The sequence below is a fragment of the Burkholderia sp. MS389 genome (assembly GCF_016899425.1).
Lineage (GTDB): Bacteria > Pseudomonadota > Gammaproteobacteria > Burkholderiales > Burkholderiaceae > Burkholderia > Burkholderia sola.
The window spans coordinates 560,963-574,350 of the sequence record NZ_CP045996.1; the positions used below are offsets into that span (position 1 = coordinate 560,963).

General features: G+C 68.2%; 13 protein-coding genes. 7 read left to right on the top strand and 6 right to left on the bottom strand.

Annotated features, from left to right (window positions below):
- Positions 1–23: 23 nt before the first annotated feature.
- Together GJG85_RS32180 and GJG85_RS32185 are read left to right on the top strand one after the other, a co-directional pair.
- The gene (locus GJG85_RS32180) at positions 24–1,001 is read left to right on the top strand and encodes a type II secretion system F family protein (protein ID WP_050015321.1); all 978 of its coding nucleotides are present in this window, start codon (positions 24–26) and stop codon (positions 999–1,001) included.
- 36 nt (positions 1,002–1,037) lie between these two features.
- A complete protein-coding gene (locus GJG85_RS32185) occupies positions 1,038–2,012 on the top strand; it encodes a type II secretion system F family protein (RefSeq protein WP_050015320.1) in 975 nt (324 codons plus the stop codon).
- A gap of 266 nt (positions 2,013–2,278) precedes the next feature.
- Here the strand turns inward: GJG85_RS32185 and GJG85_RS32190 are convergent, their stop codons facing one another.
- The 5 genes from GJG85_RS32190 to GJG85_RS32210 all read right to left on the bottom strand — a co-directional run bounded on the left by GJG85_RS32190 (position 2,279) and on the right by GJG85_RS32210 (position 7,195).
- Positions 2,279–3,244: a transporter gene (locus GJG85_RS32190; RefSeq protein WP_050015413.1), complete on the bottom strand. Its 966-nt coding sequence runs from the start codon at positions 3,242–3,244 to the stop codon at positions 2,279–2,281.
- A gap of 37 nt (positions 3,245–3,281) precedes the next feature.
- Positions 3,282–3,809, bottom strand: coding sequence for a flavin reductase family protein (locus GJG85_RS32195; RefSeq protein WP_050015318.1), 528 nt, complete (start codon positions 3,807–3,809; stop codon positions 3,282–3,284).
- Positions 3,810–3,814: 5 nt separating this feature from the next.
- The gene (locus GJG85_RS32200) at positions 3,815–5,053 is read right to left on the bottom strand and encodes a styrene monooxygenase/indole monooxygenase family protein (RefSeq protein WP_050015316.1); all 1,239 of its coding nucleotides are present in this window, start codon (positions 5,051–5,053) and stop codon (positions 3,815–3,817) included.
- A 64-nt stretch (positions 5,054–5,117) separates the two neighbouring features.
- Positions 5,118–5,906: an SDR family oxidoreductase gene (locus tag GJG85_RS32205; RefSeq protein WP_050015314.1), complete on the bottom strand. Its 789-nt coding sequence runs from the start codon at positions 5,904–5,906 to the stop codon at positions 5,118–5,120.
- Between the two features lie 41 nt (positions 5,907–5,947).
- Complete coding sequence (locus GJG85_RS32210; protein WP_204384792.1) at positions 5,948–7,195, bottom strand: dienelactone hydrolase family protein; 1,248 nt, start codon at positions 7,193–7,195, stop codon at positions 5,948–5,950.
- 351 nt (positions 7,196–7,546) lie between these two features.
- Between GJG85_RS32210 and GJG85_RS32215 the strand changes: the two genes are divergently transcribed.
- Positions 7,547–8,572 carry an AraC family transcriptional regulator gene (locus tag GJG85_RS32215; protein ID WP_204384794.1) on the top strand — a complete coding sequence of 342 codons (1,026 nt, stop codon included), beginning with the start codon at positions 7,547–7,549 and terminating at the stop codon, positions 8,570–8,572.
- A 128-nt stretch (positions 8,573–8,700) separates the two neighbouring features.
- Positions 8,701–9,231, top strand: coding sequence for a GNAT family N-acetyltransferase (locus tag GJG85_RS32220; protein ID WP_124555502.1), 531 nt, complete (start codon positions 8,701–8,703; stop codon positions 9,229–9,231).
- Between the two features lie 24 nt (positions 9,232–9,255).
- Here the strand turns inward: GJG85_RS32220 and gcvA are convergent, their stop codons facing one another.
- A complete protein-coding gene (gene gcvA / locus GJG85_RS32225) occupies positions 9,256–10,134 on the bottom strand; it encodes a transcriptional regulator GcvA (protein ID WP_089490044.1) in 879 nt (292 codons plus the stop codon).
- Between the two features lie 127 nt (positions 10,135–10,261).
- On the opposite strand from gcvA, the gene argH reads away from it, so the two are divergent.
- From argH to GJG85_RS32240, 3 genes are read left to right on the top strand one after another with little or no spacing between them, the layout of a single operon-like run.
- Entirely contained in the window at positions 10,262–11,695 is a 1,434-nt protein-coding gene (argH, locus tag GJG85_RS32230; RefSeq protein ID WP_050015305.1) for an argininosuccinate lyase, read from the top strand.
- Complete coding sequence (locus GJG85_RS32235; protein WP_050015303.1) at positions 11,689–12,582, top strand: amino acid ABC transporter permease; 894 nt, start codon at positions 11,689–11,691, stop codon at positions 12,580–12,582. Before argH ends, GJG85_RS32235 begins: the two co-directional genes overlap by 7 nt.
- Positions 12,579–13,382: an amino acid ABC transporter ATP-binding protein gene (locus GJG85_RS32240; protein WP_050015301.1), complete on the top strand. Its 804-nt coding sequence runs from the start codon at positions 12,579–12,581 to the stop codon at positions 13,380–13,382. Before GJG85_RS32235 ends, GJG85_RS32240 begins: the two co-directional genes overlap by 4 nt.
- Positions 13,383–13,388: the final 6 nt, after the last annotated feature.

Below are 13,388 nucleotides of genomic sequence, written 5' to 3' on the forward strand. Positions count from 1 at the left end.
CCTGTGCTGCCGGGGAGAGGCTCATGAATGCGATCTTTTACGGTTTTGTGATTCTTACCTTCGTCGCGGTCGTGCTGTCGATCGAAGGCATCTATCAATGGTGGAACGCGCGACACGGCGCCGCCGCGCGCCGGATCGAATCGCGCATTCGCGCGATGTCGGCCGGCGGCAACGTGCAGCAGGAGCGGCTGTCGATCCTGAAAAAGCGCATGCTCGACGAGTCGAAGCCGTTCGACCGGCTGCTGCTGCGCCTGCCGCGCGTGCACGCGCTCGATCTCGTGATCCAGCAGTCGGGCCTCGACTGGACGCTGCCGAAGCTGATCACGCTCAGCGCGACGTTCGCGGCGCTCACGTGGTTCGCGGCGAGTTTCGCGCGAGCGCCGCAGCTCGCCGCGGTGCCGCTCGCGCTGTTCGCCGGGTGGTGGCCGATGATGTACGTGTTGCGCCGCCGCGCCCGGCGGATGCGCAAGCTCGAACGGCAGTTGCCGGAGATCTGCGACATGATCGCGCGCGCGCTGCGCTCCGGTCATTCGTTCACGAGCACGCTCGGGATGGTCGGTGACGAGTTTTCCGAGCCGATGGGCGGCGAATTCCGCGTCACGTTCGACGAGGTCAACTACGGCGTGTCGCTGCACGACGCGCTGATGAACCTCGCGACGCGCGTGCCGGTGCAGGACCTGCGCTACTTCGTGATCGCGGTGCTGATCCAGCGCGAGACGGGCGGCAACCTGGCCGAGTTGCTCGACAGCATCGCCGCGCTGATCCGCGAGCGCTTCAAGCTGTTCGACAAGGTGCGCGTGCTGTCGGCGGAAGGGCGGCTGTCGGCGTGGATTCTCGGGCTCTTGCCGTTCGGCACCGCGGCGGTGATGGCGCTGCTGAACCGCGAATTCCTGTCGGTGCTCTGGGAGGATCCGGCCGGGATCCGGATGGTCGGCACGATGCTGGTGTCGATGCTGTTCGGCCTGTTCTGGATCCGCCGAATCGTGCGCATTCGCGTCTGACGCGCGAGCCGAATAACGAACCGTTGCGAGGTTGTCATGCAAAACCTGAGCGTGGTCCAGGCCGTGATGCTGGGCGGCTTGTTCATCTTCGTGGCCGGCGGCGTGCTCGTCGCGATGCTGCTGTTCGCGCCGCGCGGCATCCAGCGCCGGCTCCAGCAGGCCGGCGGAACCGGGGCGGGCGGCGTCGCCGGCCCGGGCGACGGCGACGACATGGCGTCGCGCTGGGTCGCGAAGCTGGTCGAGCTGTCCACGCCGATCTCGAAGCTGTCGGTGCCGAAGGAGGGCTGGGAGAATTCGCCGCTGCGCATCCGGCTGATGAATGCCGGCTGGCGCAACCAGAGCGCGGCCGCGCTGTATTTCACCGCGAAGACGATACTCGCGCTCGGCCTGCCGTGCGCGGCGCTGCTGGCGCTGATCACGACGTCGCTCGGCGACGAGCGCGCGGTGCTGTCGCTGATTCTCGTGGCGCTCGCCGGCATCGGCTACTACATCCCGAACATCGTACTGTCGCAGCGGGTCAAGGTGCGCCAGCAGAAGATCTTCGAGGATTTCCCGGACGCGCTCGACCTGCTGACGGTGTGCGTCGAGGCGGGGCTCGGGCTCGACGCGGCGCTGATGAAGGTGAGCGAGGAGCTGCGGTTTCGCAGCGAGGTGGTCGCGAGCGAACTCGATCTGCTGCTGCTCGAGATGCGCTCCGGCTTCACGAAGGAGACGGCGCTGCGCAATCTCGCGCTGCGCACCGGCGTCGAGGACATCGAATCGTTCTGCGCGATGCTGATCCAGGCGGACCGGTTCGGCACGAGCATCGGCGAATCGCTGCGCGTGCTGTCGGACATGCTGCGTACGCGGCGCCGGATGCGCGCGGAGGAACGCGCGGCGAAGATCGCGCTGAAGCTGCTGTTTCCGCTGATCTTCTGCATCTTCCCCGCGCTGATGATGGTGCTGCTCGGGCCGGCGATGATCCACGTCTATCGCGTGCTGCTGCCCACGTTCGTCGGCGTCGCGCCGTAAGCGGCGCGCGGATGCGGCTTCACGCGCATCGATCCAGGCTCGACGTGCCGGCCCCGGGGCGATTCGGCGGCCGGCGCGGCAACAGGCTTCATGGAGGCTCCCTCCCCAGGCGGCGCCGCGAGACAGGTCGACCATAGCGGCGTCGATGCATCCTGGACCCATGGTCGATCATGGAACGAGCCGTAGTCCACCGCCTTCACGGCTGCCCCCTGCGGCTAACCGCCGAGCCGGCGTGCTGCGTATCGGGACGGCCGACGCCCGGTGTATCACTGAAAGTGATGCACGTAGCGCAGCACCATCCGCGTCCCCTGCGGCCGGTTGCGCGCATAGGTCTCGAAGTACGCGTTGAACAGCAGGTGATCGTGCGGCGAGAAGCTATACATGGCGCCCGGCCCGATCGCGAACACGGCTTCCCGCGTGCCCGGCACGTCCTGCCCGTTGGCCTTCATGTCGGTGGTCTGACGTAGCCAGTAGCCGTTGAGCCCCAGCCGCAGGCCGGGCCGCACTTCGTACTCGGTCGCGAAGTTCACGTGGATCGCCTGGCCCGCTTGCGTCGACGTCACGTCCGGGCCGAGTGCCGTCGCCGGTTGATGGTTGGTCGCGTTCCACAGATAGTGCAGCCGCCACGATACGGTCCATTTCGGCGTGAGCCACAGCGTCGCGGCCCAGTACGGATCGAACGACCAGAAATGGCTGCCCGGATTGATCGCGCGCGCCGGATCGTACGCGCCGGTCGGCACGACGAACTGGAATTCGACGCGCTGCGCGAAGCGTGGGCCCTGCGCGCCCATCACCGGGTCGAACTGGACGAACGGGCCGATCAGCAGATCGCCGAAGCCGGCGCGCGCATTCAGCGCGACGTTGCCGATGCCGTCGTCGGTCCGCGCGGACGCGATCCACGGCAGGATCACGTCGAGGCCCGGATGCATGCCGGCAAACGTCAGCGGGGACTGATAGACGAGCTGACTCAAGCCCGCGAACAGGTCGATGTCCTGCTTCGGCAGCCCGACCTTGTTGCCTGCATTGTCGTTGACGCGGCCGGCCGTGTAGTACTGCAGGTACTGCGTGCCGTACCAGCCGGCGCCGGCCGGCGGCATGCCGTCGAGGAAACTGGTCATGCCGAGGTTGACCGCCGGCAGGTCGGCCGCATGGGCCGGCGTATGACCGGCGAGGCCGCCGAGGCCGGCGAGTGCGAAGCCTGCGGCGACGAGCAGGCGAGAGCCGATTTTCATGTTCACCACCTCTTGGCTATTTGATTGTATGTACTAATTAAATGGAGCGTGAAAGATCGGGATGATCGGCGATCGCGCGATACTGGCCCGCATGGAACACGAGCGGCGCCTTGCCGAAGGCGTCGAACTGCTCGATCTCGCCGATGAACAGCAGGTGGTCGCCGCCTTCGTAGTGGCCGACGTTGCGGCACACGAAGCGCGCGCTCGCGCCGTCGAGGCACGGCACGCCGCCGTTCTCCGAATCCGCGTGCGGCACGCCGTCGAACTTGTCGGCGCTGGGCGTCGCGAAGCGGCGCGACAGGTCGATCTGGTCGTGCGCGAGGATGTTGATCGCGAAGTGGGTCGCCGCGACGAAATCCGGGCGGCTCGGCGCGAGCTTGCGCAGGCTCCACAACACGAGCGGCGGATCGAGCGACAGCGACGAGAACGAATTCGCGGTGAGGCCGACCTTGCGCCCGTCGGCAGCGCACGTGGTGATCACGGTGACGCCGGTCGGGAACTGCCCGAACGCGGCGCGCAACTGCATCGGGTCGAGGGCCGGACGGTCGGTAACGGTCGTGTCCATGGCGCTCACTCCGCACGCACGCTGTGTTCGCGGATCAGCGCCGCGCACGCCGACGGTTCGAACCACCACGGCGCGAACCGGCGCGGATCGTCGAAACCGTCGACAATCGTTTTCGCGAGCGACGGCAACTGGCCGGCCGCGCCGAGCAGTTCGAGGATGTGCGGCGGCGGCGGGGTGAGCAGCGAGTTGGTCCAGCGCACGACGTGCCGCGCATACGCCCAGTAGCCTTCGAACGTCTGGTGCATCCAGTCTTCGCCGAACGGTGCGGCACCGCGCGCGACGATCGCGTCGAAATACGCGTTCGCGCATTTCGCGGCGTTGTTCGAGCCCTGGCCGGTGATCGGATCGTTGACCACCACCGCATCGGCCATCCCGAACACGGTGCGGCCCGACGGCAGCCGGAAGAACGGCTTGCGCACGGTCGGCGCGAAGCGCCCGGCCAGCGTGCCGTTCGGATCGGTGAGCGCGACGTCGCGGCAGCGCTCGTATTCCCACGGTACGTACTGCTGCAGGAACGACAGGCTGCGGTCCAGATGCTGCTCGGGCGTCCTCACGTCGGCCCAGCAGTCGAGCGGGCCGCCCGGGATGCCTTCGAACACCATGATTTCGCACGGGCCGGTGGTGGTCAGCGCGGGAAACACGAAGTACTCGCCGATGCCCGGCAGCAGGTTGAAGCGCACGCGCGAATACGGCTCGCTCGGCGTCATCCCTTTCACGTAGGTCAGCGCCAGCGCGCGCTGCGGACGATCGAACGGGCTGCGCGCATCGTCGCGTCCGAGCAGGCCGACGATGTCGCCCTTGCCGGCCGCGAGCAGCACGAGATCGTGGCTGCGGGCCAGTTCCTCGAGTTCGGGCACGCCGATGTCGGCGATGCGCACGTCCGCGCCGCGGCGGCGGACGCCGTCGAGCCAGTCGGCCATCTTCACGCGCTGGTCGACCGACTGCGCGTAGCGGGTCAGCCGCGACGACCAGTCGATCGCCTTGCGGCCGTGGCCGTCCGGGTGCGGCACCGCGATGCCGATGCCTTCGACGGACGGGCATGCTTCCTCCCACGTATTCAGGCCGAGATCGCGCTCGATCTGCAACGACGTGTGAAACATGCACTGGCTCGACATGACCTTGCCGGAGCGGATCTGCTCCGCGTCGCGGTTGGTCGCGAGCGTGACGTGGTAGCCCTGGTCGAGCAGGGCGAAGGCGAGTTGCAGGCCGGACTGGCCGGCGCCGACGATAGCGATGCGTCTCATGGGAAATTCCTTGGTTGGTCGTGTAGCGGCCGTAGTGATCGAGGGAAGCAGCGGCGACGCGCGGTCACTCCGCGAGCCGCGGAATCGCCGGCACCGCCTGTTCGGGGCCCATCGCGGCATAGCCGCCGTCCACCGCGTAGTCGGCGCCCGTCACGAAGCTCGCCGCGTCGCTGCACAGGAACGTGACGACCTGCGCGACTTCCGACGGATCGCCGACGCGGCCGAGCAGGTGGAACGGCGCGGCGACGCGATCGGTCTTCGCACGGTCGCCGTGCGTGAGCTCGTCCATCACGCGCGACCAGGTCCACCCGGGCGACACCGAGTTGACGCGAATCCGGTCGGGCGCGAGATCCATCGCCATGCTGCGCGTGAGCTGGCGGATGGCGGCCTTGGAGGTCGGATACAGCCAGCGGCCGGTTTGCGCGCACTGCGCGGAGATCGAGCTGAAATTCACGATCGCGCCGCCGCCGCGCCGCGCCATGTGCGGATGCACGGCCTTCGCGAGCATCGCCGCCGACACGACGTTGACGTCCATCGCCGCGAGCCAGTCGTTGCGGGTCGCGTGGATGCCGTTGTCGACATAGCTGCACGCGAGGTTGACGAGCACGTCGATCGCGCCGAATCGTTCGACGATCGTCGCGATCGCGCGCTCGATCGCACGGTCGTCCGTGATGTCGAGCGCGATGAACAGCGCCCGTTCGCCGAGCGATGCGGCCACGCGTGCGCCGTTGTCCGCATCGAGATCGAGGATTGCGACGCACGCACCGGCGCGGCTCAGGTCCTGTGCAACCGCGGCGCCGATCAGCGTGGCGCCGCCGGTGACGAGCGCGACTTTGCCAGCAAGGGCATTCATGGGGTGTCTCCGGGAATCACGGGGGTGAGGGTGGGGCCGCGTCAGTGCGCACCGGTGGACGGCGCACTGTCGCGCCAGCGGCGCATCAGGCCGTTCGACGGCACGGTGACGTCGAGCAGCTTGCGGGCCGTGTCGACGCCCGCGACCGGCAGGCCTGACGGGTCGAGCAGGCCGATCTGCACGAGCACGCTCGCCTGATCCCAGTAGATGTGCTCGTGATAGAGCTTGTCGCCGCGAAACTTGACGATTGCGACGAGCGGAATCTCGACGCGCTTGCCGGTCGGCGCGACGCCCGGCAGCATCCAGTCGATCTCGGTGGTGTGCGTGAAGCAGAACAGCAGCTCGTCGACGATCTGGCTCGCGCCGATCGTGCGCGAGATCGGCGTGATCGTCGTGTCGGGCGGGTTCGCATGCACGAAGTGATGCGTGTAGAAGCGCTTGAGCTCGTCATGGCCGACGCCGCCGGTCAGCGTCGGAACATGGTTGACGTACGGCTCGGCGACCATCGTGGCCATCGTCGCGTCGACGTTGCGCGTGTCGAACTCGTGCTGCAGATGCGTTTCCCACAGCGCGGACAGGTCGTAGCGCGGGCCGAGCGCGGCGCGGAACGCGGCGATCGCGCGCTGGTGGGCCATGACCGCGGCGGCCTGGTCGTAATGATCGCCGCCGGCGCGGGCGAACGCGTGGTCGACGCCGGGGTAGACGTAGACTTCGACGCCGTCGCGGCCGGCCAGCGCAGCCGCGATGCGCTGCTGCGCGTCGGGCGGGCAGAAACGGTCCTGCGCGGCGATCTGCAGCACGAGCCGCCCGTGCAGGTGCGCCGCTTCGTCCAGCGCATGCTCGATGCCCACGCCGTAGTAGCTGACCGCCGCCGCCACGCCCGGCAGCCGGCATGCGGCGAGATACGCGAGCTTGCCGCCGAGGCAGTAGCCGAGCACGCCGGCCTCGCCCGTGCATTCCGGCCGCTGGCGGAGCGCGTCCAGCGCGGCGCCGACGTCGTCGACACCGTTGTTTTCGTCGAATTCGCGATAAAGGGCCATTGCGCGCTCGACATCGGCCGCCGCATACCCGAGCTCGATGCCGGGCGACTGGCGCCAGAACAGGTCCGGCACGAGCACCGTGTAGCCTTCCTCGGCGTAGTAGTCGGCCACGTCCCGCATCGTCGCGTTCGCGCCGAAGATCTCGTGACAGAGCACGATGCCCGGCCCCGTGCCGCCGGCCGGCGTGCTCAGGTACGCGCGAAACGCGCCGCCGTCCGGCGATGGAATCTCGATGTGACGTCCGTTCATCTGTCCCTCCGTGCTGTTGGTTTCGGTGATGGGCCCAGTATTGGCGGCCGAAATGGGCGTTTCTATCCGCTTTCTTCGGCCGGTATCCGCGAATTCCGGAAACCTGCGGCAGCGGCCGCCGCGAGCCGGCGGGCCGCGGGCGACTGCGGGTATGTGCGGATGCGGACAGCCCGCACAGTTTTCTACGATGCGCGAACGGTCCGCTTCTTGCGTGGCTTGCGCGGGACTTGCGTGTTTCGTGGGACGGATTGTCCGGATGCTCCGGGCGCTGTCCGGATCGTGCGACGCATTCCCCGAGATCGGGAATGCATGCACGGCGCGAGTGCGATCGAGCACGACGGGAGAACTTCGATGGCGCAATTTTCCGAAACCGGCTGGCTGGGTGAAGCCGCCTGTTTCAATCACGGCACGCTGCTGCTGGAGTCGAACGACGTCGACGAGGTGCGTGCGCGCGTGGCGGACGTCTTCAAGCCGCATCGACTCACGCCGACCGGCGAATCGCGCGTGCTGCACAGCTGCATGCACCATGCGCGCTGGGGCAACCTGTCGCTGAACCTGCTCGATTACGGCGGCGAGGTGTCGATCGAACCGGGGCCGCTCGAGCATTTCTATCTGTTGCAGATTCCGCTGCGCGGCGACGCCCAGATCGAATGCGGCGCGACGCGCTTCGTGTCGTCGCCCGACACGGCGTCGCTGCTGTCGCCCACGCTGCCGCTCCGGATGCGATGGGGCGAAGCGTGTCCGCAAGTCATCCTGCGTATCGAGCGCGACGTGATGGAGCGCCACGCGCAGCGGCATTTCGGCGACGACCGGCGCGCGAGCGTCGAATTCGAACCGGCGTTCGACCTGTCGTCGCCGCAGGGCGTCTGTCTCGCGCAGGTGCTGCCGGTGCTCGCCGGCGCGATCGCGACGGACGCGCATCCGCTGCGTCATCCGCTCGCGTTCGAGCAGCTCGAATCGACGCTGCTGAACCTGCTGCTGTACGGCCACCCGAACACCGCGCGCAACGGCACCCGTTCCGCGCCGGCGCCGCTCGCGCCGTTCTACGTGCGGCGCGTCGAGGAATACATCCGCGCGCATCTCGACGAGCCGCTGACGATCGAACGGCTCGCCGAACTCGCCGGCGTCAGCCCGAGCACGCTGTTCGCCGGCTTCCGCAATCGCCACGGGATCACGCCGATGGGCTTCGTGCGGCAGTTGCGGCTGCAACATGTGCGCGACGAACTGCTGGCCGACGACACGCCGGGGCTCGCGTCCGTCACCGACGTCGCGCTGAAATGGGGCTTCGCGCACCTCGGGCGGTTCGCGATCGAGTACAAGCGGGCGTTCGGCGAATCGCCGTCGGCGACGCTCAGGATGCGCCGCGGGCGGGGGTGAGGGCGGCGCGATGGGTCGGCCCGCTCGATCGCGCGGCGACGAAGGTCGTTCGACAGCGTTGCACGGATCGTCCACAATCCGTCGTGCACATCGCGCCCGTCGGCGCGATGCCTCCGGGAGCGTCCTCAATGACTGGCCTATCCATCCGGTCCGCCACGATCGGCGATGCGCAGGCGATCGCCGATTTTCATGTCAAGGTCTGGCGGCACACCTATCGGGATCTCGCGCCGGCCGACGCGCACGCCGTTCTCGACGAACACTATCGCCGCAGACAATGGAATGAAAAGCTGTCGTCGAACGACGGGAACCCGCTCGTGCTGGTGGCGGAGATCGACGGCAGCATCGTCGGCATCGGGGCCGCCGGCGCGCCGTCCGATCCGGTATTCAACGGCCGTGGCGAGATCAAGTTTCTGTATGTCGATCCCCGATTCCAGCGTCGCGGCATCGGCCGCCAGCTGCTCGCGCGGCTCGCGACGCATTTGGGCCGGTTGCGGTATCCGGGCGCGGCGTTGAGCGTCGTCGACGGCAACGACGCGGCGATCGCGTTTTATGCGGCGCTGCATGGCCGGCCTGCCGGCGAATACATCGATCCGGGGCCGGTCTGGCGATCGCGCAACATCGTGATGGTGTGGGACGACCTCGCGAGCCTTGGTGCGTGAGCACACCGCGCGCGGCGACGCGTATCACGCGAGGCGTGCCCGCAGCCACGACGTGAACGCGGCCACGAGCGGCGACTCGGCCAGTTCATGACGCGTGACGAGATAGTACGCGTGGCGTGACGGCACCGTGGCGCTGAACGGCCGCACGAGCGTGCCGTCGATCAGGTCGTCGCGCACCGACAGGCTGTCGCCGAGTGCGACGCCCTGGCCGTGCACCGCGGCTTCGACGCCGATGTGCGCGTTGCCGATTTCGAGAATGCGGATGCCCGGCAGCTTGTCGGCGTTCGCTTGCGCGAGCCACCGCGTCCACGAGCCCGCATGCTCGCAGAACAGCGTCCGCCCCGCGAGATCCTGCACCTTGCGGATCGCATCGGGCCCGTTCATCAACGCCGGGCTCACGACCGGGAACAGCGCCGGATGCGCGAGCAGCTCGACGCGCCGGTTGCGCCAGTTGCCTTCCCCGTAGCGAATGCAGACGTCGACGTCCGCCGAATAGGTTTCGCGATCGTCGTTCGACGGAATCACTTTCAGATGGATACCCGGATAACGCTCCAGAAAATCGCCGATGTGCCGGGCGAGCCAGCGCGACGTCAGCGACAGCGGCGTCGACACGACGAGATCGCCGGCGGCGGCCGGCGAATCGAGCCTGACGGTGGCGTTCGCGATCATGTCGAACGCGGTACCGACCGGTTCGAGCAGCGCCTCACCTTCGGGCGTGAGCTTCACGCGGGCCTTTGATCGGACGAATAGCGCGATGCCGAGCGTGTTCTCGAGAATGCGGATCTGGTGGCTGACCGCGCTGGCGGTCACGTGCAGTTCATCGGCGGCGGCCGACACGCTGCCGCACCGGGCGGCGGCTTCGAATGCGCGAAGCGGGTTCAGCGGAGGCAGGCGGTTGCGCATCGGCGGGGCACGTCGCGGGCGACGATACTGAGAAAAATTTCATTAAAACGGATTCAATTTCTCGCTACAACAAAAAAAATTGAATGCCTACAGTGGGAGCAATCCAACCGAGTCGAGGTCGACCGCAATGAGCCTTACCGAACCGATCGAACGCCTGTGGGGCGGCCGCTTCCAGTCGGCGCCGTCCGACGCGCTGCAGAACCTGTCCCGCTCCGATCCGAGTTTCTTCCGTCTCGTGCCGTACGATCTGGCGGGCTCCCGGGCCCATGCGCGCGAACTGAACCGCGCGGGTATCCTGAACGACGACGACCTCGCGCAACTGCTGGACGCGATGGACGGCATCGCGCGCGACTATGCCGCCGGCGCGATCGCGCCATCGCTCGCCGACGAGGACGTGCACACGTTCCTCGAGCGCGTGCTCACGCAGCGGCTGCCGGCGCTCGGCGGCAAGCTGCGCGCCGGGCGCTCGCGCAACGACCAGGCGGCGAACGACCTGCGCCTGTATCTGCGCGACAAGGCGCGCCGGCTCGTGCGCGGCGTGCTCGACCTGCAGGATGCGCTGATCGGCCAGGCGAGCCGGCATGTCGACACGGTGACGGCCGGATTCACCCACCTGCAGCCCGCGCAGCCGATCGTGTTCGGCCATCAATTGCTCGCCCACGCGCAGTCGCTGTATCGCGACGCCGATCGCCTGGTCGACTGGGACCGTCGCACCGCGCGTTCGCCGCTCGGCGCGGCCGCGCTCGCGGGCTCGGCGATCTGCGTGCGGCCCGAGCTGTCGGCGCGGGAGCTGGGTTACGACGCGCCGTGCGAGAACTCGATCGACGCGGTGGCCGCGCGCGACCACGTCGCCGAATTCGTGTTCGTCACCAGCATGCTCGCCGTGAACCTGTCTCGCCTGTCGGAAGAAGTGATCCTGTGGACGTCGCGACAATTCCGCTGGGTGGAACTCGACGACGGCTACGCGACCGGCAGCTCGATCATGCCGCAGAAGAAGAACCCGGACATCGCGGAGCTCACGCGCGGGAAGGCGGGGCGCCTGATCGGCAACCTGACGGGGCTGCTCGCGACGCTGAAGTCGCTGCCGCTCGCGTACAACCGCGATCTCGCGGAAGACAAGATCGCCGCGTTCGATTCGATCGACACGCTCGAACTCGTGCTGCCGGCGATGGCGGGGATGATCCGCACGATGCGCGTGAACGTCGACGAGATGCGTCGCCAGGCGCCGCTCGGCTTCACGCTCGCCACCGAGGTCGCCGACTGGCTCGCGCTGACGGGCGTGCCGTTCAGCGAGGCGCACGAGATCACCGGCACGCTCGTGCGCGCGTGCGAGCGGGACGGCATCGAGCTGGCCGACGCGAGCGCCGAACAGTTGCAGGCCGTCGACACGCGCCTCGCACCGGCGGTGCGCGCGCATCTGACGCTCGACGCGGCCGTCGCCGCACGCGGCGGGGCGGGCGGCACGTCGCCCGCACGCGTGCGCGAACAGATCGACCGCCTGAGCGAGGCAATCGAGCGCCAGGCCGCGTGGGCGGCCGATTACCGGGGGCCGTCATGCTGAGCGCATCCGATTCCCGCCGTCTCGACGGCGCACCGGCGGCGGCCGATGCGGTCGCGGACGACACGGCCGCCCTCGTGCGCGTGCGCCGGCGCTACTGGGGCCGCTACGTCGCATCTGTCGCGATCGTTGCCGCGCTTGCCTATATCGCCGCCGCGTTCGCGCGCGGACAGATCGAATGGCGTGTCGTCGGCCAGTTCCTGACCGCGCGCTCGATCCTGACGGGGCTCGCCAACACGATCGTGATGACCGTCCTCGCGATGACGGTCGGTGTCGTGCTCGGGGTCGTCACCGCGGTGATGCGGCTGTCGTCGAACCCGGTGCTCGGGGCGATCGCGCAGGGCTATATCTGGCTGTTCCGCGGCACGCCGGTGATTCTGCAGTTGCTGCTGTGGTTCAACCTGGCGCTGGTGTTTCCGACGCTCGGCATCCCGGGCATCGCCGAATACCGGACCGTCGACGTGATGACGCCGTTCCTCGCGGCCGTGCTCGGACTCGGCATCAACCAGGGCGCGTATACGTCGGAAGTCGTGCGGGCCGGGCTGCTATCGGTCGATACAGGCCAGTACGAGGCCGCGAAATCGATCGGCATGCCGCGCCTGCAGGCGCTGCGCCGGATCATCCTGCCGCAGGCGATGCGCGTGATCGTGCCGCCGATCGGCAACGAGCTGATCGGCATGGTCAAGCTGACGTCGCTCGCGAGCGTCGTGCAGTACGCGGAGATGCTGCACAACGCGCAGAACATCTACTACGCGAATGCCCGCGTGATCGAACTGCTGATCGTCGCCGGCATCTGGTATCTCGCGGTCGTCACCGTGCTGTCGCTCGCGCAGGCCCGCGTCGAACGGCGCTTCGCACGCGGTGCGGGGCGCGCGGCGGGCCGAAAATGAACGACACGATCCACAACTATCGGGAGAACGTCATGACGAATGCAGTCGTTCGCGCGGTCGACGTGCGCAAGTCGTACGGCGATTTCCAGGCGCTGCACGGCATCACGCTCGACGTCGAACAGGGCGAAGTGCTGTGCATCATCGGCCCGTCGGGCTCGGGCAAGAGCACGTTCCTGCGCTGCATCAATCAACTCGAGACGATCAGCGCGGGCGCGCTGTGGGTCAACGGCGAACTGGCCGGTTACCGGCGCACGGGCAACCGGCTCCACGCGCTGTCCGAGCGCCAGGTCGCGCGCCAGCGGCTGGCGACGAGCATGGTGTTCCAGCGCTTCAACCTGTTTCCGCACAAGACGGCGCTCGAGAACGTGATCGAGGGCCCCGTGCAGGTGCTCAAGCGCCGCCGTGCGCAAGCGGAGGAGGAGGCGCGCGCGCTGCTCGCCCGCGTCGGGCTCGCCCACAAATGCGACGCGTTTCCGGTCGAGCTGTCGGGCGGCCAGCAGCAGCGCGTCGCAATCGCGCGGGCGCTTGCGATGCATCCGCAACTGATCCTGTTCGACGAACCGACGTCGGCGCTCGATCCCGAACTCGTCGGCGAAGTGCTGGCCGTGATGCGCGATCTCGCGAAGAGCGGGATGACGATGATCGTCGTCACGCACGAGCTCGGCTTCGCGCGCGAGGTGGCCGACCGCGTCGTGTTCATGGACGGCGGCCGGATCGTCGAAAGCGGGCCGCCGGACCAGGTGCTGTCCGCGCCGACCCATGCGCGCACGCGCGACTTCATTTCGGCGGTGATTGCTTGAGCGGGT